20 protein-coding genes are annotated in these 21,772 nt (G+C 72.6%); 14 read left to right on the top strand and 6 right to left on the bottom strand.

Going from position 1 to position 21,772, the window contains the following annotated elements; translation table 11 throughout:
* Positions 1-26: 26 nt before the first annotated feature.
* The 8 genes from OG718_RS34575 to OG718_RS34540 are packed head-to-tail and all read left to right on the top strand — an operon-like array spanning position 27 to position 9,707.
* Positions 27-1,238, top strand: coding sequence for a glycosyltransferase (locus OG718_RS34575; protein ID WP_328846008.1), 1,212 nt, complete (start codon positions 27-29; stop codon positions 1,236-1,238).
* A complete protein-coding gene (locus OG718_RS34570) occupies positions 1,235-2,674 on the top strand; it encodes an exopolysaccharide biosynthesis polyprenyl glycosylphosphotransferase (RefSeq protein ID WP_328846007.1) in 1,440 nt (479 codons plus the stop codon). Before OG718_RS34575 ends, OG718_RS34570 begins: the two co-directional genes overlap by 4 nt.
* Before the next feature lie 4 nt (positions 2,675-2,678).
* Positions 2,679-4,004 (top strand): O-antigen ligase family protein, encoded by a 1,326-nt coding sequence (locus OG718_RS34565; RefSeq protein ID WP_443055189.1) that lies wholly within the window; start codon positions 2,679-2,681, stop codon positions 4,002-4,004.
* A complete protein-coding gene (gene murJ / locus OG718_RS34560) occupies positions 4,001-5,962 on the top strand; it encodes a murein biosynthesis integral membrane protein MurJ (protein WP_443055188.1) in 1,962 nt (653 codons plus the stop codon). Before OG718_RS34565 ends, murJ begins: the two co-directional genes overlap by 4 nt.
* A complete protein-coding gene (locus OG718_RS34555) occupies positions 5,946-6,785 on the top strand; it encodes a polysaccharide deacetylase family protein (RefSeq protein ID WP_328846005.1) in 840 nt (279 codons plus the stop codon). Before murJ ends, OG718_RS34555 begins: the two co-directional genes overlap by 17 nt.
* Complete coding sequence (locus OG718_RS34550; protein ID WP_143632316.1) at positions 6,782-7,915, top strand: glycosyltransferase; 1,134 nt, start codon at positions 6,782-6,784, stop codon at positions 7,913-7,915. Before OG718_RS34555 ends, OG718_RS34550 begins: the two co-directional genes overlap by 4 nt.
* Positions 7,912-8,568: a lipopolysaccharide biosynthesis protein gene (locus OG718_RS34545; RefSeq protein WP_306940069.1), complete on the top strand. Its 657-nt coding sequence runs from the start codon at positions 7,912-7,914 to the stop codon at positions 8,566-8,568. The genes OG718_RS34550 and OG718_RS34545 overlap by 4 nt, the downstream gene beginning before the upstream one ends.
* Positions 8,565-9,707: a GNAT family N-acetyltransferase gene (locus tag OG718_RS34540; protein ID WP_328846004.1), complete on the top strand. Its 1,143-nt coding sequence runs from the start codon at positions 8,565-8,567 to the stop codon at positions 9,705-9,707. Before OG718_RS34545 ends, OG718_RS34540 begins: the two co-directional genes overlap by 4 nt.
* Before the next feature lie 37 nt (positions 9,708-9,744).
* Here OG718_RS34540 and OG718_RS34535 read toward each other — a convergent pair whose 3' ends face one another.
* Entirely contained in the window at positions 9,745-11,052 is a 1,308-nt protein-coding gene (locus OG718_RS34535) for a glycoside hydrolase family 26 protein (protein WP_328846003.1), read from the bottom strand.
* A gap of 144 nt (positions 11,053-11,196) precedes the next feature.
* Between OG718_RS34535 and OG718_RS34530 the strand changes: the two genes are divergently transcribed.
* Both OG718_RS34530 and OG718_RS34525 read left to right on the top strand, forming a co-directional pair.
* Entirely contained in the window at positions 11,197-12,459 is a 1,263-nt protein-coding gene (locus OG718_RS34530) for a carboxylate--amine ligase (RefSeq protein ID WP_143632322.1), read from the top strand.
* The gene (locus tag OG718_RS34525; RefSeq protein ID WP_328846002.1) at positions 12,459-13,757 is read left to right on the top strand and encodes an NAD(P)-binding domain-containing protein; all 1,299 of its coding nucleotides are present in this window, start codon (positions 12,459-12,461) and stop codon (positions 13,755-13,757) included. The genes OG718_RS34530 and OG718_RS34525 overlap by 1 nt, the downstream gene beginning before the upstream one ends.
* Position 13,758: 1 nt before the next feature.
* Here OG718_RS34525 and OG718_RS34520 read toward each other — a convergent pair whose 3' ends face one another.
* The 3 genes from OG718_RS34520 to OG718_RS34510 form a co-directional block, all read right to left on the bottom strand.
* Complete coding sequence (locus tag OG718_RS34520) at positions 13,759-14,964, bottom strand: chaplin (protein WP_328846001.1); 1,206 nt, start codon at positions 14,962-14,964, stop codon at positions 13,759-13,761.
* Positions 14,965-15,067: 103 nt separating this feature from the next.
* Positions 15,068-15,325 carry a chaplin gene (locus tag OG718_RS34515; protein WP_143632326.1) on the bottom strand — a complete coding sequence of 86 codons (258 nt, stop codon included), beginning with the start codon at positions 15,323-15,325 and terminating at the stop codon, positions 15,068-15,070.
* Positions 15,326-15,611: 286 nt separating this feature from the next.
* On the bottom strand, positions 15,612-16,028 hold the full coding sequence (locus OG718_RS34510) for a rodlin (protein WP_328846000.1): 417 nt from the start codon (positions 16,026-16,028) through the stop codon (positions 15,612-15,614).
* Between the two features lie 251 nt (positions 16,029-16,279).
* Here OG718_RS34510 and OG718_RS34505 point away from each other — a divergent pair, with 251 nt between their 5' ends.
* Together OG718_RS34505 and OG718_RS34500 are read left to right on the top strand one after the other, a co-directional pair.
* The gene (locus OG718_RS34505) at positions 16,280-16,693 is read left to right on the top strand and encodes a rodlin (RefSeq protein WP_143632330.1); all 414 of its coding nucleotides are present in this window, start codon (positions 16,280-16,282) and stop codon (positions 16,691-16,693) included.
* Between the two features lie 195 nt (positions 16,694-16,888).
* A complete protein-coding gene (locus OG718_RS34500; RefSeq protein ID WP_143632332.1) occupies positions 16,889-17,299 on the top strand; it encodes a rodlin in 411 nt (136 codons plus the stop codon).
* Between the two features lie 102 nt (positions 17,300-17,401).
* Here the strand turns inward: OG718_RS34500 and OG718_RS34495 are convergent, their stop codons facing one another.
* A complete protein-coding gene (locus OG718_RS34495) occupies positions 17,402-19,321 on the bottom strand; it encodes an AMP-dependent synthetase/ligase (RefSeq protein WP_328845999.1) in 1,920 nt (639 codons plus the stop codon).
* A gap of 142 nt (positions 19,322-19,463) precedes the next feature.
* Complete coding sequence (locus tag OG718_RS34490; protein WP_143632336.1) at positions 19,464-20,270, bottom strand: SDR family NAD(P)-dependent oxidoreductase; 807 nt, start codon at positions 20,268-20,270, stop codon at positions 19,464-19,466.
* 150 nt (positions 20,271-20,420) lie between these two features.
* Between OG718_RS34490 and OG718_RS34485 the strand changes: the two genes are divergently transcribed.
* Together OG718_RS34485 and OG718_RS34480 are read left to right on the top strand one after the other, a co-directional pair.
* Positions 20,421-21,005: a TetR/AcrR family transcriptional regulator gene (locus tag OG718_RS34485; RefSeq protein ID WP_328845998.1), complete on the top strand. Its 585-nt coding sequence runs from the start codon at positions 20,421-20,423 to the stop codon at positions 21,003-21,005.
* 21 nt (positions 21,006-21,026) lie between these two features.
* Complete coding sequence (locus tag OG718_RS34480; protein WP_143632340.1) at positions 21,027-21,656, top strand: chorismate mutase; 630 nt, start codon at positions 21,027-21,029, stop codon at positions 21,654-21,656.
* Positions 21,657-21,772 lie beyond the last annotated feature (116 nt).

Here is a 21,772-nt window from a genome sequence, read left to right as displayed (position 1 = left end):
GCCATCCGTGAGCGAGGAACGCACGCATGCAACTGTCACCGCCCGGCCCTCGGCCGCGGGTCCTGCACGTCTCCCAGCCCGTCGACGGCGGGGTGGCCCGCGTGATCACGGATCTCGTACGGGCCCAGCTGGCCGCCGGGACCGAGGTCACCGTCGCCTGTCCGGCGGGCGGCTCACTCGCCGCGGCGGCCGAGACACTGGGCTGCGGCGTACGGACCTGGCACGCGACCCGTTCGCCCGGGCCGTGGCTCGCGCAGGAGGTACGGAGTCTGCGCCAGGTCGTGCGGGAGGTCGACCCCGACCTGGTGCACGCGCACAGTGCCAAGGCGGGACTCGCGGCGCGGCTCGCCGTGCGCGGGCGGGTGCCGACCGTGTTCCAGCCGCACGCCTGGTCGTTCGAGGCGGCCGGCGGGGTCACGGGGCTGCTCGCCCTCAACTGGGAGCGGCTGGGTGCGCGTTGGGCCTCCCGCGTGGTGTGCGTCAGCGAGGCGGAGCGACGGACCGGGCGGCGGTCCGGGATCGCCGGCCGGTTCACCGTGATCCCCAACGGGGTCGATCCGGAGCGCTTCCACCCGGCGTCGGTCGGAACCGTACGGGCCGCGATTCCGCTGCTCGACGGGATCGATCCGGCGGCGCCCCTCGTGGTCTGCGTCGGTCGGCTGTGCCGGCAGAAGGGGCAGGACGTCCTGCTCGACGCCTGGCGCGAGGTGTCCCGACGGGTGCCGGAGGCGCGGCTCGTGCTGGTGGGCGACGGCCCGGACGCGCAGGCGCTGCGGGCCACCGCTCCCTCGTCGGTGCTGTTCGCCGGGGCCGTCACCGAGGCCGTGCCCTGGTACCAGGCCGCCGATCTGGTGGTCCTGCCGTCCCGTTGGGAGGGCATGGCGCTGGCCCCGCTGGAGGCCATGGCCTGCGGGCGGCCGGTCGTGATCACCGACGTGGACGGGGCGCGCGAGAGTCTGCCGCCGGGTCAGGGGCCGCGCTGTCTGGTGCCGCCGGACCGGCCGGACGAACTGGCCGCGGCCGTAGCCGAGCTGCTGCTCGACCCGCTGCTGCGCGAGTCGCTCGGCCATCAGGGGCGCCGGTACGTAACGACCACGCACGACATCGGGCGCACGGCCGAGGCCGTCGCCCAGGTGTACCGCGAGCTGATCGGCACCCGGCCGACGAGGTCGACGCGGCCGAGAGGACGGAACACGGGCGTGGAAGCCACCGAGTGCAGGGAGTCCATCCACACGTGACTGCGGAAAGTACCGTTCCCTCCCCCGGTGGCCGGCCGCGGGCGACGGACCACGGATTCTCGCCCGTCTCGGTCATCCCGCCGCGCGAGGCCCACGGCGGCTTCAGATTCCCCAGCGGCGGACGGCCGTTCGTACGGCGTGCCTCGCGGCTGCCGCTGCCGGCCGCGGACGTCTGCGCGGCACTGCTCGGCGGCGGCCTGGTGCTGCCCTGGACGCATCCGCTTCCGCTCGTCCTGCTGGTGCTCGCGGTGCTGTGGCTGAACGCGCACGGGTCGCTGTACCGCGCCGCTCCCGTCCCCGCGGTCCTGGACGAACTGCCCGCCGTCTGCGGCCGGATCGCGGTGGGCTGGTGCGCGCTCGCGGCCCTGCTCGCGGCGTACTCCCCGGACCACGCGCTGTCCGCCCGCACCCTGGTCCTCGGCTGCGCGGTGCAGTCGGCGGCGAGCTGCGCGGGCCGCGGCGCTGTGCACGGGCGGCGGCGCCGGGCGCTGCTGCGACGGCCGCGCTCGGCCCTCGTGGTCGGCCGGGCCGCGACGGCACAGCGCGTGGCGGCCGCCTTCCTGCGCCACCCGGGCTGCGGGGTACGGCCGGTGGGCGTCGTCTCCGACGAGACGTCCGGCGGCGAGGGACTGCCGGTCCTGACCACGGGCGAGGAGGTCCAGCGGGCGCTCATCCAGAACGGCGTGCAGGACGTGCTCGTCGTGGGCCCCGCCGCGCGCGCCGAACAGGGGCCGCTGCTGCGGGCGCTGGGCGAGTCGGGCTGCGCGGTGTGGGAGGTGGACGCGGACTCTCCGGCGTACGAGAGAGCGGACCGGCTCGCGGGGTTCGCCTGCCGGCGGCTGCCGGTGGGGCGGCGGTACGGGAGCGCCGGGAAGCGGCTGCTGGACGTGCTGGTGTCCGGGGTGCTGCTGCTGATGGTCAGTCCGGTGCTGCTGGTGTGCGCGGTCGTGCTGCGGATCGGCGACGGGCCCGGGGTGGTGTTCCGGCAGGAGCGGATCGGCAAGGACGGGCGGCCGTTCACGCTGCTGAAGTTCCGTACGCACCGGCCGGTCGACGCGCACGAGGCGGCGACGCGGTGGAGCGTGGCGAACGAGCACGAGATGAGCTGGTTCTGCCGTTTCCTGCGCCGGTCCTCGCTGGACGAGCTGCTCCAGCTGTGGAACGTCTTCTGGGGCGACATGAGCCTGGTCGGCCCGCGGCCCGAACGGCCCTACTTCGTGGGCCAGTTCAGTCAGACGTACCCCGGTTACGCGGCCCGTCACCGGATGCGGACCGGGATCACCGGGCTCGCGCAGATCCACGGGCTGCGCGGTGACACCTCGATCGAGGACCGCTGCCGGTTCGACAACGCGTACATCGACAACTGGTCGCTCTGGCAGGACGTGTGCATCCTGCTGCGCACCGCCGCCTCACTCGTGCGCCCGACGGGGAGCTGACCGCGTGACCCAGCTGCTGACCGCTCCTCCTCCCACGACCGCCGTGTCGGTGCCGCGCCGCTTCCTTCCCGTGCTGCCCGTGGTGGCCCTCGTCGCCATGATGGCGCTGCCGGTCTCCGGGGGCGGTGACGGAGGAGGCGGCACCGTCGCCGACGCCGTGTCGGGTCTGGTCGTGCTGTTCTGCGCGATCCGTCTCGTACGCGACCGCCGGCGCCCCCTGTCCCGTACCGCTGCAGTCGTACTCGCCCTGCCCGTCGTCGGGATCGCGCTCGCGGCGGCGGGGGCGGCCTCGCCGGGGGCGGGGATCACCGGGCTCGTGCGCTATCTGCAGATCTTCGTGCTCGTGCCCGCGGCGGTCATGCTGCTGATCCGCGACCGCCGGGACGCGCGGCTGGTCGCCTGGTCGCTGATCGGGCTCGCGCTGTGGCAGGGGGCGATCGGGGTCCATCAGTACGCGACCGGCACCGGGGCCTCGTACATGGGCGAGGAGATCCGGGCGGTCGGCACGTTCGGGGCGGCGGACGTCATGGGGATGGCGACCGTGGTGTCCTTCGGCGTGGTGTGCTCGCTCGGGCTGGCGCTCGGGGCGGGACCGGGCCGACAGCGGACGGTGGCGGCTCTGTGCTCACTCGCCCTGTTGCTGCCGCTCGCGCTGTCGTTCAGCCGGGGCGCGTGGATCGCGACGGCCGTGACGTGCGGGGCCCAGCTGGCGCTCGCCGGGATGCGGCGGGCGGTGAAGGTGTTCGCGGTGGTGGCGGCCGCGTCGGTGATTCTCGTGGGCGGGCTCGGGGTGGGCACCGCGATGCTCCAGGAGCGGATCAGCAGCATCACGCAGGTCGCGGACGCGCCGGACCAGTCGGTGACGGACCGTTACACGATGTGGGCGGCCGCGGTCGACATGTGGCGCGACCAGCCGCTGACCGGCGTCGGGCTGAAGGGCTTCCCCGACCATCGCGACGGGCACGCCTCGCTCGCGCTGTCGTCGGGCAGCGACACGGAGGGCGCGGGCGCCGGCTTCAAGCGCCAGCCGCTCCTGTCGCCGCACAACATGTACTTGCTGATCCTCAGCGAGCAGGGGCTGCTGGGGCTGCTCGCGCTGGCCGGGAGCTGGCTGGCCCTGCTGGTGTGCGGGCTGCGCAGGCTCTTTCGCGCACGGCGGCAGGCGCCGCACGGCCTCGACTGCGCGCTGGTCGCGTGCGGGCTGCTGACCTGGCAGCTCGTCGACTTCGCGTACGCCGACATCGGCGGCCCCTCGACCGCGCTGACCGCGGTCCTCTTCGGGCTCGGCGCCTGGTGGGCGCTGGCCTCCGAGGAGGCCGGGGAGCGATGACGGTGACGCCCTCCCGGGCGGAGGGGGAGGACGCGGTGGTCCGGACCGGGGGTCGTGGGGGGCCGGGGCCGGGGTCGGGGGCTGGGGATCGTCTTGGGTCGGGGTCGGGGTCGGGGTCGGGGGCCGGGGGCACGGGGCTCGGTGCGTCGCCCGCGCCCGAGGGCTCTCCCGGCGAGAGGGTTGCGCCCGAGGGACGCGGCACGGAGGCCAAAGCCGGGAACCCGATCACGTTGCCCGCGGCCCGGGTCGCACCCGTCGATGCCGTGCCGCCCGACGAAGTCGCCCCGCCCACCCGCGGGTTCCTCGCCAAGGCCACGCTCGTCACCGCCGTTCTCTCCATCGCCGGTGCCCTGCTCGGTCTGGGCCGGGACCAGGCGCTCGCGCACCTCTTCGGGGCCGGGACCGAGACGGACGCCTTCCTGGTGGCCTGGACGGTGCCGGAGGTCGCGGCGACGCTGCTGATCGAGGACGGGATGGCCTTCGTGCTGGTCCCGGCGTTCAGCCTGGCGGTGGCCCGGCGGGCGCGCGGGTCAGGCACCGGCGCCGACCCCGTCCGCGCGCTCGTCGCTTCGACACTGCCGCGCCTCGCACTGGCCTTCGTGGCGGTCGCGGCACTGCTGATGGCCGGGGCGCCCTACCTGGTCGCGGGCCTCGCGCCCGGACTGCCCGACCCCGGGCTCGCCGTCGACTGCACGCGGCTGACCGCGACCTGCGTCCTGAGCTTCGGGCTCGCCGGATACTGCAGCGCGGCCCTGCGGGCGCACCGACGCTTCCTGGCGCCCGCGGCCATCTACGTCGCCTACAACACCGGCATCATCACGGCGATGTTCGTCCTCGGCGGCCGCTGGGGCGTGCGGTCGGCGGCCGTCGGCGTCGCGCTGGGCGGCTGTCTGATGGTGGCGGCGCAGGCGCCCTCCCTCGCCCGGCAGCTCTTCGGCCGCCGCCGGTCCGCCCCGGAGGCCGAAGCCGCCGCCGCACAGGGCCAGTCACCCCTCGACGGCCCCGAGGTCACCAAGGCCACCCAAGTCACCGAGGCCGCCACCGAGGCCACCGACGGCCCGGCCCCCTCGGTGAAGCACTCGGTCGAACTCGCCCTCATCGCACCGGTGCTCATGTTCGCCCTGTGCCGTCAGTCCCAGGTCCTCATCGAGCGCTTCCTCGCCTCGACCCTCCCCTCCGGAGCCATCTCGCATCTGAACTACGCGCAGAAGGTGGCCCAGATCCCGATGACACTGTCGCTGATGCTGTGCACCGTCACCTTCCCGGTGCTGGCGCAGGCTCTCGCCGAGGGCGACACCGAGCGGGCCCGCTCCCGTGTGGAGCGCGATGTCGCGGTCGCCTCGTGCATGGTGCTGCTGGGCGCCGCCGCGGTGTTCGCGTGCGCACCGCAGATCATCCAACTCCTTTTCCAGCGTGGCGCGTTCACCGCCCAGGACACGGCGGCGACGGCCACCGTCATGCGCGTCTACTCCGTCGGGCTGCTCGGGCACACGCTGGTGGGCGCGCTGGTGCGGACGTACTTCTCGGCCGGCCGGCCCACCTGGTACCCGCTGGCCGCGATGGCGGCGGGCATCGTCGCCACCTCCTGGATCGGCGCGGGGACCGTCGATGCCTGGGGCGTGCGCGGGATCGCCGCCGCCAACGCGATCGGGATCACCGTCACCGCGGCCCTGCTGCTGTCCGGCATGGGCGAGCGGCGCAGCGTACCGATCCGCACCCGCCGGGTCGTCCACGAACTCTCCAAGCCGGTCCGGGCCGCCGTGTGCGCGGCCATCGCGGGGGCCTTCTGCGCGAGCCGCGTGGACTCCCCCGAACTCTCCCTGGCCGCCGGCGGTCTGACCGTGACCGTCGTCTACGTCCTGCTGCTCCGGGTGCTCGGCGTCGAGGCCGTCGCACCCGCCTTCCGTACCGCCCTCCGCTCCGTCACACGAAGGCTGCCGCATGTCCGTTTCCGCTGACACCCCCGACCTGACCCGTACCGACCCGCGCCCGGCCGCGCCCCTCTGGGTGGCGATGTACCACTCGGTGGGCGACTGCTCGGACGACCCGTACCGCATCACGGTCTCGCCCGACCGGCTGGACCGGCAGCTCGGCTGGCTGCGCCGCCGGGGCCTGCGCGGGGTGAGCATGGCCGACCTGCTCGCGGCCCGCGCCCGGGATGAGGGGCGGGACCTCGTGGGGCTGACCTTCGACGATGGGTACGCGGACTTCACCGACAACGCCCTTCCGGTGCTGCGGCGCTGGGACTGCGGCGCCACCGTCTTCGTGCTCCCCGGCAGGCTGGGCGGCACGAACGAATGGGACCCGCTCGGCCCGCGCAAGCCGCTCCTCACCGCCGACGGCATCCGCGAACTGGCGGACACCGAAGGCCTGGAGATCGCCTCGCACGGCCTCACCCACGTCGACCTCACCGAGGCGGACGACGCCCTGCTCGGCGCGGAGGTCGGCGGCAGCCGGGCCCTGCTCTCCGAGCTGACGGGCCGCGAGGTCCTCGGCTTCTGCTACCCGTACGGGACCGTCGACCAGCGGGTCGCCGACGTGGTGCGCGCGGCCGGCTACGACTACGCGTGCGCGATCGACCCCGGGTCGCTGACCGGACCGTTCGCCCTCCCCCGGGTCCACATCGGCGAGAACGACACCTCCTGGCGGCTGCTGCTGAAGTACCGCCTCAACCGGCTCCGCCGCCGCCCGGTGCCCCTCACGCCGCCGGAGCCCGTGCCGACCTCGGTGTCCCTGCCGTCCCCCGCGTCCGGGGAGTCCCCGGTGAAGGAGACCCCGTGAAGGCCCTGCACGTCATCACCGGCCTCGGCGTGGGCGGGGCCGAGCAGCAACTGCGCCTACTGGTCCGCCACCTGCCGGTCGACTGCGACGTCGTGACCCTCACCAACCCGGGCGCGGTCGCCGAGGACCTCACCGCGGACGGCGTACGCGTCATGCACCTCGGCATGCACGGCAACCGGGACCTGTCGGCGCTGCCCCGCCTCGTCCGCGAGATCCGCGGCGGCCGGTACGACGTGGTCCACACGCATCTCTACCGGGCCTGCGTGTACGGCAGGATCGCCGCGCGCCTCGCGGGTGTACGGGCCGTGGTGGCCACCGAGCACTCGCTGGGCGACTCGCAGATGGAGGGCCGCCGACTCACCCCGGGCGTCCGCGGGCTCTACCTGGCCAGCGAGCGCCTCGGGCGCGCCACGGTCGCCGTGTCGCCCACGGTCGCCGAGCGCCTGCGCCGCTGGGGCGTGCCCGGGCCGCGCATCGAGGTCGTACCGAACGGCATCGACGTGGAGCGTTTCCGCTTCGACGCGGCCCGGCGCGAGAGCACCCGGCGACGCCTCGGGCTGCCGCAGGACGCGTACGTCGTCGGGGGCGTCGGACGTCTGACGGCCGCCAAGCGCTTCGAGGTGCTGGTGCGAGCGCTGGCCGAACTCCCCGACGACGTATGGCTGTTGCTGGTCGGCGGCGGTCCGGAGGAGAACGTACTGCGGCGTACGGCGCAGGCCGCGGGTGTCGCCGACCGGGTGCTGTTCACCGGCGAGCGCCCCAACACCGATGCCTCACAAGGTGGTTCGGGTCTCGATCTGCCCTCCCTGATAGGAGCCATGGACACGCTCGCCTCGCCCTGCGCGGAGGAGGCGTTCGGTCTCGCCGTCGTGGAGGCCCTCGCGGCCGGCCTGCCCGTCCTCTACGTCTCCTGCCCGGCCGTCGACGACCTGCCGCCGGGCGCGGCCCCGTTCGCCCGGCGCGTCCAGGGCGGCGCGGACTCGTTCGTACGGGCCCTGCGGCAGGTCCGCGCTCAGGGCCCGCGGCCACGCTCCGCGCCCGAGGCGGCCCACCACTACAGCATCGCCCGCAGTGCCGACCGGCTCATGGACATCTACACGGCCGCAACTCTGGGAGTGAGTTCCGCATGACCGAAAACCCCACTCGTACAACCGGCCGGCCGGTGACGGCACTTGTCCGCGCCAAGGGGCTGCCGCCCTGGTCCCTGCTGGCCGCGGGCGCCGTCCTGGGCGGCCTGCTCGGCGGCGCGTACGGCGAGCTGAGGACGCCGCAGTACTCGGCCACCAGCTATGTCATCGCCGTCCCGACGGAGAAGTCGGACCCGGCGGCGGCGCTCGGCTTCGCCCAGGCGTACGGCCGGGTCGCCACGCAGCTCGCGGTGCTGGGGGACGCCCAGGTGTGGGCGGGCGTACCGGTGGCGACGCTGCGCGAGAGCGTGCAGACGGCGACCTCGCCGGACGCCCCGATGGTCGCCGTGACCGCCACCTCCGCGCGCCCGGACCTCGCCGCGGACATGGCCAACGCCGTGTCGCGCTCGCTGACCCGGCACGCGAACTCCGCCGAGGACAGCACCCATGTGGAGCTGCTGCAGTTCTCCCGCGCGATGAAGCCCACCGAGGCGTCGTCGGCGTCCTCGACGGTGACCGGGCTGGTCGGCGCGAGCGCGGGCGGGCTGCTCGGCGGGCTGGTGATGCTGGTCAGGCCGCGCCGGTCCTCGGACGTCTCGCCCACCCCCTCGGTGCCCGGCCCGGCCACCGCCGCCGACGTCCACGGACAGCTGTGAGTGGCACGGTGACCGGTGCCGCGACCGGCGCGGCGCGGACCGAACTGTGCACGGACGAGCGGGAGTTCGGCCGCTTGGCCGAGGACTGGGGGCGGCTGTACCGGCGGTGCGGCGCGGCGACCCCGTTCCAGAGCCACGCCTGGCTGCACTCCTGGTGGCTCTCGTACGGCAGACCCGGCCGGCTCCGGCTCGTCCTCGTCCGCGAGGGCGGTGAGCTGGTCGCCGCCGCCCCGCTGATGCTCGTACGGCAGCCGTGGCCGGCCCTGGTGCCGCTCGGCGGGTCGATCTCCGACTTCGGGGATGTGCTCATCGAGGACGGCGAGCGGGCGGACCGGGCGGCCGCCGCCCTCGCCGAGGGGCTCGCCACGGCCGCCCGCACCGCGCTGATCGACTTCCGCGAGGTACGGCCCGGCGGCGCGGTGGAGCGGGTCTACGCTAGCTGGCGCGGGCCACGACGGCGGGTGCGGGACTCCCTGTGCCTGGAGCTGCCCGGCGCGTCGATGGACGATCTGATCGGACGGCTCGCGACGGCCAAGGCCCAGCAGCGGGTCCGCGCCAAGCTGCGCAAACTCACCTCGCTGGGGGTCGAACGGCGTGCCGTACGCCCCGACGAGGTGGGCGCGGCCCTGCGCCGGCTCCTCGAACTGCACCGGCTCCAGTGGCAGGGCCGCAAGGTGACCGCCGAGCATCTGCAGGAGCGGTTCGCCGAGCATCTGGTCCGGTCGGTGGGGCCGATGGTCGACGCCGGTGACGCGGTCGTGACCGAGTTCCGGCTGGGCGACACCGTGATGGCGGTCGATCTGACGCTGCTGTCACGGCAGTTGGCGGGCGGCTATCTGTACGGCGCCCATCCTCAGCTGCGCGAGCGGAAGGCGGACGTGGCGACGATGCTGCTGCACGCCTGCGCCCAGCACACCGAGGCGGGCGGCCGCCGGGTGCTGAGCCTGCTGCGCGGCAACGAGCCCTACAAGCACCACTGGCGGCCCCAGCCCGTCGTCAACCAGCGCTTCCTGCTCGCCCAGCGGCGGACAGCCCCGCTGATGTCGGCGGCCGTGTGCGACGTGGCCGCGCGCAGCCGGGGCAAGGAACTGCTCGACCGCTTCCACGGCTGGAGGGAACGCGGTGGCGGCAGGCCGTGACCGACCCGCCGCCACCGCCCCGTCGGCGGACGCCAGCTCAGCGGTGGCGCGACCACCAGTCGAAGCGCAGGCAGAGCTTCCCGCCGAGCCAGTACTCGACCCAGTCGCCCAGCTCCAGCGGCGAACAGTTGGGCGGGTGCACCGGTGTCGGCTTGGGCACCGGGGTCGGTGCGGTCGGCTTCGGCGTCGGGTCGGTGGGCTTGGGCAGCGGTGTCGTGTCGGTGCGGCCGAAGAGCGCCGCCCGGTAGATCTCGGACGCCTTGGGGTTGTCCCCGCACTGCCACACGCCGTGCGGGCAGTAGTCGGTGAGCGTGTTGTACAGCGGCTTGTGCTCGTCCATCCACGCGAGCATGCGCTTCATGTACGTCGGGTTGTCGCCGTTGCGGAAGAGCCCCCATTCCGGATAGGAAATCGGCTTTCCGTGGGCCTTCGCGAAGTCGACGTGCGCCTGAAGCCCGTAGGGCTCCGACACGGCCTCGTCGAATGACTGGCCCCGCGGCTGGTCGTACGAATCCATGCCGATGATGTCGACCGTGTCGTCGCCCGGATAGCACTGGGTCCAGGGAATGGCGTCCCGGCCGCGGTTCGGCGCGAAGTCGAACCGGAATTTCTGCCCCGGCACCGCCCGCATGGTGGTGACGATTCTGTTCCAGTACTTCTTCCAGGCCTCCGGGTCCGGGCCGCAGCGATGGGTGTACGTCATGCCGTTCATTTCCCAGCCGAGCACGATGACGGTGTCGGGCGCGTCCAGGTCGACGAGCCGCTCGGCGAGCCTGCGGAAGTGGTGGTCGAAGTTTCCGGCCGCGCCGCGGCGCAGCTCGAAGCGGACCTGCGCGTCGGAGACGTTCTCCTCGTTGCGCTCCAGCATGGGGACGTTGAGGACGAAGAGCCGGTCGTCCTCGTCCGCCCGCCAGTCCGCCCACGTGTCGAGGAAGCCGGGCAGGCCCTCGATGTTGCTCCAGCGGTCGCCGGGCAGATACGTGTGCGCCACGCGCAGGTCGGCGCCGCCCAGCCAGCGGCTGAGCTCGGAGATCCGGGCCACGCCACGGGGGCCGTAGTCCAGGTAGGCGCCGAAGGCGGGGCCCCCGGGTTCCTTCGAGGGTGTCGCGGTCGGCGTGGCCGGGGCGGTCGTCGCGGGCGCGGCCGGGGTGACGGGCTGCGCCGGTGCCACGGGCGCCACGACGGCGGTGGGAACGGTCGGCGTCGGGGCCGGGGGGTCCCCCACCCCCGCGCCCACGGCGTACCCCGGCCCCGAGGCGAGGGCGGCCGACGCGACGAGTCCGGCGGTGAGTGCGGCGGTGGCGTACGCCAGCCGTCTGGTTCGGGTCCGTTGCAGTGGGGCCATGTCCGCTCCTCGCGTTCCTTTTCCACCGTCCACTGACACCCAGTCACATAAATGTGCAATGCGCCAACCGGGCCGGGCAATCGGGAATATCCCGGATCACCCGCACGAGTGAGACATCAGAAGAGACCTCAAGGAAATATGCCCATGTCGCCCTTCGACACCCGCGTCCCCGCCGTACTTCTGCGAATCGACCGGAATCCCTTTCACCACGGAACGCTGGGAGCCGTACGCTCCCTCGGCCGGGCCGGAATCGACGTGCACGTGGTCGCCGATTCCACCGGAAGTCCGGTGCGCAGATCGCGCTTTGTCCACCGGATGCATCCGCCGCCCGCACCCGACGCCTCACCCGCCGACATCGCGCTGGCATTGCGCCGAGTGGCGGCCCGGGTGTCCCGTCCCGCCGTACTGATCCCATTGGATGACGCGAGCGCGGTCGCGGTGGACCGGATGCGGGACGCTCTCGCACCCCGCTATCTGCTTCCCCTCTCCCCGGCCGGTCTCGCCGAACGCGTCGCGGACAAGGCGGAGCTGGCCGCCGTGTGCGAGACCGCGGGCATCCCGCACCCGCCGACGCTGATGCCCGACACCCCGGCACAGGCGACCGCGGCCGTCCGGCGGTTGGGGCTGCCCGTGGTCGCGAAGTGGAGCCGCCCCTGGCTGCTGCCCGCGGGTACGGACCTGCGCAGCACGGCGGTGCTGCGCTCGGCGCAGGAGGCCCACACGCTGTGCCGCCGCGCCGAGGAGGCGGGCAGCAGACTGCTGCTTCAGGCGTTCCTGCCGCCGGCGCCCGACCAGGACTGGTTCTTCCACGGGTACGCGGACCGGTCGGGGGCGGTGTGCGGCGGCGGCCCCGGCCGCAAACTGCACGCCTGGCCGCGTGGGGCGGGGCTTACCGCGGTGGGCCGCTGGACCCCGAACCCCGCCGTGCAGGCGCTGGCGGAACGACTGGTGTCGGCGCTCGGCTACCGCGGCATCTTCGACCTGGACTTCCGCCGCGACCACGCCACGGGCGCGTACCACCTGCTCGACTTCAATCCGCGGCCCGGCGCCCAGTTCCGGCTCTTCGCGGACGGGGCGGGGCTCGACGTGGTGCGTGCGCTGCACCTGGATCTGACCCACCGTCCGCTGCCGCCGTCCGCCCCGCTTCCCGGCCGGACCTTCGTGGCGGAGAACTACGCGCCGCTCGCCGCGCTCGGCTCCGGCACCGAACGGGCCTGGCACGCCCGGGACGACCTCGCGCCCGGTGCCGCCCTGTGGGCGCTGTGGTCCCGCCATGTGGGCCGCCGTGTGCTGCACCGCGCCCGCCGGGCCACCGCCGCACCGGCCGTCGGCACGAGGGTCGTCCGGCAGACGGCCCACCATGACGCCAACCCCCTGTCCGACGACGAGAAAGCGAGCAGTTGCTGATGTACGACCTGCTGGTGGTGGGGGCCGGTCCCTACGGTCTGTCCATCGCCTCCCACGCCGCGGCGGCCGGGCTGAGCCTGCGTGTGTTCGGCCGGCCGATGGCGTCCTGGCGTGACCACATGCCCCGCGGCATGTTCCTCAAGTCCGAGCCGTGGGCGTCCAGCCTCTCGGACCCCGAGGGCCGTCTGCGCCTGGACACCTACTGCGCGGAACAGGGGGTACGGGCCCGGCACGGGGAGCCCGTCCCGGTGGAGATGTTCGCCTCGTACGGACTGTGGTTCGCGCGGCACGCGGTCCCCGAGGTCGACGAGCGCATGGTGACCGGTGTCCACCCCTGTCCGGGCGGTTTCGAGGCGGTCGTCGAGGACGGCAGGAGTGTCCGCGCGCGAACGGTCGTACTGGCGGTCGGTGTCCTGCCCTTCACCGAAGTACCCGCTGTTCTCGGCGAGTTGGGCCCCGAGCACGTCTCGCACAGCAGCGACCACGGTGATCTCGCCCGCTTCCGCGGCAAGGACGTGACCGTCATCGGCGGCGGCCAGGCGGCCCTGGAGACGGCGGCCCTGCTCGCCGAACAGGGCACCCGCGTCCGGGTGATCGCCCGCGCCGGCGGACTCCGGTGGAACGACGTGCCCCCGCCCTGGGACCGCCCCTGGTGGCAGTCGGCCCGCGCCCCGCACACCGGCCTGGGCTGCGGCTGGCGCAACTGGTTCTACGCCGAACGCCCCGACGCCTTCCGCGCTCTCCCCGAATCCACCCGCACCCGCATCGCCGCCACTGCACTGGGCCCCGCGGGAGCCTGGTGGGTCCGCGACCGGGTCGAACCGGCCGTCGAGCTGCTGCTGGGCCACGAGGTCGCGGCTGCCTACACGGCCCAGGGCGCCGTACGCCTCGAAACACTGGGCCGCTCGGGCGAGTTGACCTCCCTGGACACCGAACACGTCATCGCGGCCACGGGGTTCAGGGCGACCCGCGACCGTCTGGGCCTGCTGGCCGAGGACGTACGCGGGACCCTGGCCGCGTCACCCGACGGATCCCCTTGCGTGGGCCGGGAGTTCGAGTCCTCCTGCCCCGGCCTCTTCCTGGCGGGCCTGGTCACGGCCTCCGGCTTCGGCCCGGCCATGCGCTTCGTGCACGGCGCCTCTTTCACGGCCCGGACTCTCGTACGAGGGGTACGGCGCCGGCTGCGTACGGGGCCGGCCCGGCTGCCCGTGCCCGGCGCCCGGGAGCGGCGCGGGGTGCTCGGGCGGCGGGTCACTGACGGTGCGGGTGCCGGGCGCGAGGCGTCCGGCACCCGATGAGTCACCACTGACGGGACGCGACCCGGCTTCGCCGGTACAGCACCGCTCCACCGATCAGCAGACCCGCGCTCGCGACCGAGGCCGCCAGCAGTCCGTCGCTGCCGGTGTGCGCGAGCTGCGGCGCCCTGGTCCCCGGCCCCGGAGGGGCCATGGCAGGCGGCACGGTCGCCGGCGGACCCACGACCGGAGGAGTCGTGGTCGGCGGAGTCGCGGCAGGCGGGGTCCTGGTCGGCGGTGCGGTGGTGGGCGGCGCCGTCGTCGGCGGGTTGACCGTCGGCGGCGTGCTGGTGGGCGGAGTCGTGACAGGCGGAGTCGTGACAGGCGGGGTGGTGACAGGCGGAGTCCTGGTCGGTGGCGCGGGGGTGGGCGGTGCGGTGGTGGGAGGAGTGCCCGGCGGCTTCGTGGGCGGCGTGGTCGGGGGCTTCGTGGTCGGGGGCCTGGTCGGCGGGGTGTCGTCGCCGTAACCCTCCGGTCCATGGCTCTGCGGGCCGCTGTGATGGGGTCCGCTGTGGTGGGGTCCGCTGTGGTGGGGGCCGTTGTGACGAGGGCCGTTGTGGTTCCCACACTTGTTGCCGAACGCCGGGTTCAGCAGCGCGACCACGTCCACGGTGTTGCCGCACGCGTTCACCGGCACGTCCACCGGCACCTCGGCGTTGTTGCCCGACGCGACGCCGGGCGAGTTGTGCGTCCCGCCGTGCGCGGCGGAGCCACCGCCGTGGTGGCCGGAACCGCCACCGTGCCCGGGACCGCCGTGGTGGCCCGAGCCGTGGCGCCCGGAGCCGTCACCGTGGTGCGAGCCGTAGCCGTGGTCCGAGCCATGACCGCGGTCCGAACCGTAACCGTCGTCCGAGCCATAGCCGTAGTCCGAGCCATAGGCGTGGTCCGAGCCATAGCCGTGGTCCGAGCCATAGCCGGACGGCGGGGCATGCCTGGGTGGGTCCGGCTTCCTGTGCTTGCCCGTGCCCGGGGTACTGGCGCAGGAGTTGCCGAACGTCGGGTTGAGGCCGGCCGCCGCGTCCACGGAGTTGCCGCACGCGTTGACCGGGACGTTCACGGGTGCCTGCACACTGTTGCCGGACAGCAGGCCGGGCGAGTCCGCTGCGACCCCGTTCGCGTTCGTGTCGGCGAACGCCTGGGGGGTGTACAGGGACATGAAGCTCGTCGCGGCGGCGGCCGCGACCATTCCCCTGCTCAGGGTCTGTCGCAATCTCGTTGTCTTCTCTGCTCGTAGAAGTGGGAAAGCCGGCCTTGGCGCCGAAAGGCGGTCCAAGGCCGGCGTGACACAGCCGGTCGGCTGGTGCGTTACGACGTCAGTCGTTGACGCACTCGTTGCCGAACGCCGGGTTCAGCAGGCCGATCACGTTGATCGAGTTGCCGCACACGTTGACGGGAACGTGGACGGGAACCTGGACCACGTTGCCCGAGAGGACACCCGGCGAGCCCACGGCGGCACCGTGCGCCTCGGAGTCGGCGAAGGCCGGGGCGGCCATTCCCATGGCCATGATCGCGCCGGCTACGACGACGGCACTCTTCTTGTGCTTCACGTACTTCCCTTTCTCTGCGGTCATGCCCCTATGACGGCCGAAACCGGACGAGCCCAGCCTGAACGGCTCGCACCATGACCTGCGGGCTGTAGAACGAGGGGAAGGGGGCCGAAGAAACTACAGAAAGTGCGGTTCCCCGGTAATTCACCCGAACGCTCCGCGTGGATTCGGCAGGGGAAACGTCACTGCCATAAGGAAAGACCAGCGGAAGAACCGACAGAAAACAAAAACAGAAAATAGTGCCAAAGAGCCCGGGCGCCCCCTGCGCGAAGAGCGAAGGGGACACCCGGGCATCCTTTGTGACGGTGGATCAGCTGCGGTCGGCGCCGTTGCCCGAGAGCACCGGGATGTTGGAGAGGACGTGCGACAGCGGCTCGTCGCCCTTCGCCTGGGTCGAGTTCTCGGCGCACTGCTGGTTCTGCGGGGCCGACAGGATCGGCACGTCCTGGAGGACGGTGACCGGGACCAGGATGCCGACGAGCGAACCCGCGTTGACCTTGGCCGGCAGGCCGACACAGAGCTTGTTCAGCGAGCCCTGGACCAGCGAGGCCTGGGGGCTCAGGTCGCCGCCCGTCTTGGCGTTTCCGTACGCCTGCTCGGCGTGGTTGCCGTTGGCCGTGGTGACGCCGTCGTCGTTCCCGATGGCAAGCGCCTGGGGGGCTGCCGCCGCCGAGACGCCGACGACAGAAGCGGCGACCGCCGCCGTGGCCATTGCCTTCTTGAGCATTTCTCCGGTCCTTTCCTGGCAGAGACACATGTTCCTGCTTTCACATCAACCGGAGGCGGCGCCATTGGTTTCTTACTGTCACCCGGTTGGCCCGTTCGACACCCCGGAATTCACGGAATCCCTCGCGCGCGTGCACCGTACAAACGGGCCTCCCAAATGGGCCATCGGAGTGAATCGGAGCAACTATGCGGGCCGGGGGCAGTTGTCCAGGTCGCTCCGGTGGACGGGGTTACTTCAGAAGGGACCAGCAAGTGATCAAGAAGGTTATGGCTGCCGCGGCGGTCGCCGCTTCCGTCGCCGGTGTTTCGGCTGCCGCCGCGCCCCAGGCGATGGCCATTGGCAACGACGGTGGCGTCACCACCGCCAACGGCAATCACGCCGCGCAGATCTACGGCAACCAGGCGACGTACGGGAACATGAGCCCGCAGATGGCGCTCATCCAGGGCTCGCTGAACAAGCCCTGCATCGGCCTGCCGGCCAAGGCCAACCTGGCCTCGCTCATCGGCTTGGTGCCGATCACCGTCGCCCAGGACGTGCCGATCCTGTCGGCCCCGCAGAACCAGCAGTGCACCGAGAACTCCACCCAGGCCAAGGGCGACGAGCCGCTGTCGCACATCCTCTCCAACATCCCGGTGCTCTCCGGCAACGGCGCCGACCGCAGCTGATCTGCCGCACCTCGCAGCGGGCCTCCGGTCTCACGGCGGCCCGCTGCCCCTCTCACGTCTTACGGCGGCGCGCGCAACTTCGGTCCCGAGGAACCCTGTGGGCCAATCGGGGCAAACCCCGCAACCGCACCGTCCACCGCACTGTTGATCATTATGCGGCTCCGTAACGGGGCCATTCTCCGAAAGGGAACGAACATGAAGAAGCTGATGGCGACCGCGGCCATTGCCGCCTCTGTCGCCGGTCTGTCGGCCGCCGGCGCGCCCCAGGCGCTGGCCATCGGCAACGACGACGGCGTCACCACCGCCAACGGCAACGGTTCCGTCCAGAAGTACGGCAACCAGGCGACGCACGGCAAGATGAGCCCCCAGCTCTCGCTCGTGCAGGGCACGCTGAACAAGCCGTGTGTGGGTCTGCCGGTCAAGGCCAACCTGGCCTCGCTCATCGGCGTCGTGCCGATCACCGTCCTGCAGGACGTGCCGATCCTGTCGGCCCCGCAGAACCAGCAGTGCACCGAGAACTCCACCCAGGCCAAGGGCGACGAGCCGCTGTCGCACATCCTGGACAACATCCCGGTGCTCTCGGGCAACGGCGCCGACCGCAGCTGATCTCCGCAGCGGCACGAACAGCGGGTCACCCCTCGTGGGTGGCCCGCTGTTCCCATGCCCGGCCCCGGCAGCCCGTCCGGCCCCGGCCGCCGTGCTGCGGTCTCAGTCTCCGTACAGCTCCTCGATCTCCTTGGCGAACGCGGCGGTCACGGCGTGACGCTTGATCTTCAGGGACGGGGTGAGCAGCCCGTTCTCCTCGGTGAACTCGCCTTCCACCAGGGCGAATTCGCGGATCGACTCGGCGCGGGAGACGGCCTGGTTCGCGTGGTCGACGACCTTCTGTACATCGGCGCGTATGCGGGGGTCGTGAACGAGCTCGGAGACCGGGGTGTCCGCCGGCATCCCGCGGACGTAGAGCCAGTGGGTGAGATCCTCCCGGTCCAGGGTGATCAGGGCGGCGACATAGGGGCGGTTGTCGCCGACGACGACGCACTGGCCGACCGGGGGGCGGCTGCGGAGACGGTCCTCCAGAACGGCCGGGGAAACGTTCTTGCCGCCGGAGGTGACGAGGATGTCCTTCTTGCGCCCGGTGATGGTGAGGTAGCCGTCCTCGTCGAGGGCTCCGAGGTCGCCGGTCGCGAACCACTCGTCGGTCAGGGCGGCGTCGGTGGCGGCCGGGTTGTTCCAGTAGGCGCCGAAGACGATGCCGCCCTTGATGAGGACCTCGCCGTCGTCGGCGATCCGGATCGCCGTGCCGGGGACGGGGAGGCCGACCGTTCCGGGGCGGGGGTCGAGGGGCGGGACGATCGTCGCCGCGGCGGTGGTCTCGGTCAGGCCGTAGCCCTCGTAGACGATGATGCCGGCGGCGTAGAAGAAGAGGTTGAGGTCGCGGTCGAGCGGGGAGCCGCCACTGATGGCGTAGCGCGTGCGGCCGCCGAGTTCCCTGCGGATGCGGCGGTAGACCAGCAGGTCGTACAGGGCCCAGGCCGCGTACAGACCGGGCCCCGGGCCCTTGCCGCGGCCGAGGAACCGGTCGAGGTGCGCCTCGCCGAAGCGGACCGCGATGCGGTGCGCACGGTCGAAGGAGGCTGCGCGGCCTATCCGTTCGGCGGTGGCGCGGCCGGTGCCGTGGATCTTCTCGAAGAGGTACGGCACGCCGACCAGGAAGGTGGGCCGGAACTCCCGTAGCGCCGGGCGGAGTTCGTCGGGCTTGATGCTCGGGCAGTGGCCCAGTTCGATACGGGCCATCAGACAGGCGATCTGGAGGGTGCGGCCCAGGATGTGGGCGAGCGGGAGGAAGAGGAGCGTCGAGGCGATCTGGCTGGTGACCTCCTTGAAGACGGGGTGCAGCAGCTCGACCGTGTTCGCGGCCTCGGCGTGCAGGTTGGCGTGGGTGAGGACGCAGCCCTTGGGCCGGCCCGTGGTGCCCGAGGTGTAGCAGATCGTCGCGACGGTGTCGGGGGTCAGCGCGGCACGCCGCCTGGTGACCTCCTCCTCGGCGATGCCGCCGCCCAGGACGGTCAGGTCGGAGATCGCTCCCCCGTCGATCTGCCACACGCGCGGCGGATCCGGGTGGTCGGCCGTGCCGGCCGCGACTGCCGCAGCGTTCTCGGGGGTCTCGACGACAACAAAACGGGCGTCCGAGTCGCGGACGATCCACTCGATCTGCTCGGGTGAGGACGTGGCGTACACGGGCACGCTCCGGCCGCCCGCCGCCCAGATCGCGAAGTCGAGCAGCGTCCACTCGTAGCGCGTACGGGACATGACCGCGACTCGGCCGCCCGGTTCGAGGCCCGCCGCGACCAACCCCTTGGCGACGGCGGTGACTTCGCCGGCGAAGTCGGCGGCGGTCACCGGCTGCCAGGTGCCGCGCTCCCTGCGGCGGAGGACCACGGCGTCCGGAGCCTCGGCCGCGTTGGTGAAGGGCAGATCGGCGATGCTGCCGGTGGCTGCCTTCGCGGCGAGGGCCGGCATCCGTGCCTCACGGACGGCTCCGTGGTGGTCCCTGGTGATCTCGACCGTGGTGCGGTCCGCCAGATCGGTGCGCTTCTTCGCCTGCTTCAGGTCCTTGCGTACGCCCATGACGGCTCCCGGTTTCGCGGCTCGCGTTGCGCGGTGGCGCGTACTTACTTCCGGGTCAACTTACTCATGCGTAGGGTATTTTCAACCCGCTTCGGGATTTCCCCTCGTCGGGCGGAGCACCCCAGCAGCTCACGGGCGGGCCTCAGACGGCGACCCGCTCCCGCCCGGTCTCCGGCTCCAGGACCTTGCGGGTGACGCGCTCCGCCATGGCGGCCACCAGGGTGCGCGGGCGGCGTGGGGTGAGGTGGGCGCCCAGGGCGTTGCCGAGGCCCGGGGTGACGTAGGCGCGGTCGCGGTCGAGGGCGCGCAGGGCGGCTCGTACGACGGGTTCCGAGGTGGTGAAGGAGCCCGTGACCGCGGCCTTGCGGGTGCCGATCGCGTCGAAGAAGCCGGTCTCCACCGGGCCCGGACAGAGGGCTGTGACCTTGATGCCGCGACCGCGGTACTCCTGACGCAGGGCCAGGGAGAAGTTCAGGACGAACACCTTGGTGGCGCTGTAGACCGCGAAGTACGGGCCGGGCTGGTAGCCCGCCGTGGAGCCGACGTTCAGGACCGCGCCCGAGCCGCGCTCCAGCATGCCGGGGACAAGGGCGTGGGTGAGGTCGACCAGGGCGACGACGTTGACCATCATCTCGTCGTGGTCGCGGGACGGGTCGATGTCCTCGAAACGGCCGCAGGTACCGAACCCGGCGTTGTTGACCAGCAGGTCTACGGCGAGACCCCGGGCGGCGAGGGCGTCCGTGACGCGTCGGGCCGCGTCCGGTTCGGCGAGGTCCTGGGGCAGCACGTACGCCCGGACACCGTGGCGTACGCGGAGCCGGTCGGCCACCTCTTCGAGGCGACCTTCGGAACGGGCCACGAGGACCACGTCGTGGCCACGCGCGGCGAGCTGGTCGGCGAACTCAGCGCCGAGCCCGGAGGAGGCGCCGGTGACGAGAGCGAGAGTCATGGTGGTTCCCTTCGCTTCTGGATGCACTACCTACTACAAGAGAGTAGCCGATTTACAAAGAACCGCAACAGCAATGTCGCAGATAAAAGAGAACCCGCCACCAGCACGTATCGTTTGACCAAACGATCCGTGTCCCCTCAGGAGGTCCCCATGGCCGAACCCGCCGTCCGGCGGCTGCGTGCCGACGCAGAGCGCAGTGTGCGCGTGATCCTGGAGGCGGCCGAGCAGGTGCTCGCCGCCGACCCCGGCGCGTCCATGGAGCAGATCGCGGAGGCGGCGGGGGTGGCGCGGACGACGGTGCACCGACGGTTCGCCAGCCGGAAGGCACTGATCGAGGCGCTCGCCGAGTCGGCCGTACGTCAGCTCGCGGAGGCCGTCGAGGACGGCCGCCCCGACACCGCGCCGCCACTGGTCTCCCTGCACCGCATCACGGCCAACGTCCTGCGGATCAAGGGGGCTTGGAGCTATGCGCTGAGCCGCCCGGACGACGAGGGCAGCACCGCGGCGGCCGGCTGGGAGCAGGTCGGCGCCCGCTGCCTCGAACTCCTCGGGCGTGCGCGGGACGAGGGCCTGCTCGACGCGTCGGTGGACCTGGAGTGGACGCGGCGCGTCTACTACGCCCTCATCGGGGAGGCCCTGCACGGGCCCCAGATCCAACAGGACCCGGATGCGCTGGCCACGCTCGTCGTCGATACGTTGCTGCACGGCGCGGGGCGACGGTCCGGCGCCAACTGACCTCCTTTCGAAGGGAACCCCGTGCGCCCCCACCGCCTTCGGTCCGTCTTCGTCACCGCCGCCGTGGTCACCGCCGCGGCCGTCTCCGGCACGGCGTCCGCCGCTGCCCATGCTCCGGCCGCCACACCCGTCCCCGAATCCGCCACCGCCACCGCCGCCCCCTCCTCCGGTCTCGGCGCCCTCACCGAGTTGTTCGCCGAGCGGCTGCTGTTGGCCGACAAGGTGGCGGCGGCCAAGTACGGCACCGAGATGCCCATCGACGACCCGGTGCGTGAGCGGCAGATCCTGGACGACGTCGCCGCGCGGGCGGCCGGACTCGGGCTCGACCCCGACTCCGTGACCGCCGTCCTCCGCGACCAGATCGAGGCGAACAAGCTGGTCCAGCGCGGCCTGTACGCGCGTTGGGACGCCCACCCCGACGAGCGGCCCACCGAGCGCCCCGACCTGGCCAAGGAGGTCCGCCCAGCACTCGACCTGATCACCACCCGGCTCCTGGCCGCACTCCGGGAGACGGTCCCGGTACGCGCCGACGCCTCCTGCGGCCCGCGTCTGTACGCCGCGGCCGCGCTGTCCGCGTACGAACACCGACTGGACGTACTCCATCTGAAGGGCCTCGGGCGGTCGCTGCCGTCGGTCTGCGGTTCAGCCTGATTCGACGTCAGTTCCGGCTGGTTCGTCCCCCGTTCGGCCCACCTCGGGCGTCAAGCTCGGCTTGACGTGGGCCGATGAACGGGACATGACGTCGACGCACTCCCCCACGTACCCGA

Origin of the sequence: Streptomyces sp. NBC_00258 (genome assembly GCF_036182465.1) — a bacterium.
Lineage (GTDB): Bacteria > Actinomycetota > Actinomycetes > Streptomycetales > Streptomycetaceae > Streptomyces.
This window is presented reverse-complemented; position numbering and strand designations above follow the sequence as displayed.

What these genes read in the sequence shown, in the direction of transcription:
- OG718_RS34555 (WP_328846005.1), top strand. Translation starts at nt 5,946, where the DNA reads ATGTCCGTTTCCGCTGACACCCCCGACCTGACCCGTACCGACCCGCGC.
- OG718_RS34510 (WP_328846000.1), bottom strand. Translation starts at nt 16,028, where the DNA reads ATGCTCAAGAAGGCAATGGCCACGGCGGCGGTCGCCGCTTCTGTCGTC.
- OG718_RS34575 (WP_328846008.1), top strand. Translation starts at nt 27, where the DNA reads ATGCAACTGTCACCGCCCGGCCCTCGGCCGCGGGTCCTGCACGTCTCC.
- OG718_RS34515 (WP_143632326.1), bottom strand. Translation starts at nt 15,325, where the DNA reads ATGACCGCAGAGAAAGGGAAGTACGTGAAGCACAAGAAGAGTGCCGTC.
- OG718_RS34530 (WP_143632322.1), top strand. Translation starts at nt 11,197, where the DNA reads ATGTCGCCCTTCGACACCCGCGTCCCCGCCGTACTTCTGCGAATCGAC.
- OG718_RS34490 (WP_143632336.1), bottom strand. Translation starts at nt 20,270, where the DNA reads ATGACTCTCGCTCTCGTCACCGGCGCCTCCTCCGGGCTCGGCGCTGAG.
- OG718_RS34495 (WP_328845999.1), bottom strand. Translation starts at nt 19,321, where the DNA reads ATGGGCGTACGCAAGGACCTGAAGCAGGCGAAGAAGCGCACCGATCTG.
- OG718_RS34500 (WP_143632332.1), top strand. Translation starts at nt 16,889, where the DNA reads ATGAAGAAGCTGATGGCGACCGCGGCCATTGCCGCCTCTGTCGCCGGT.
- murJ (WP_443055188.1), top strand. Translation starts at nt 4,001, where the DNA reads ATGACGGTGACGCCCTCCCGGGCGGAGGGGGAGGACGCGGTGGTCCGG.
- OG718_RS34525 (WP_328846002.1), top strand. Translation starts at nt 12,459, where the DNA reads ATGTACGACCTGCTGGTGGTGGGGGCCGGTCCCTACGGTCTGTCCATC.
- OG718_RS34545 (WP_306940069.1), top strand. Translation starts at nt 7,912, where the DNA reads ATGACCGAAAACCCCACTCGTACAACCGGCCGGCCGGTGACGGCACTT.
- OG718_RS34485 (WP_328845998.1), top strand. Translation starts at nt 20,421, where the DNA reads ATGGCCGAACCCGCCGTCCGGCGGCTGCGTGCCGACGCAGAGCGCAGT.
- OG718_RS34535 (WP_328846003.1), bottom strand. Translation starts at nt 11,052, where the DNA reads ATGGCCCCACTGCAACGGACCCGAACCAGACGGCTGGCGTACGCCACC.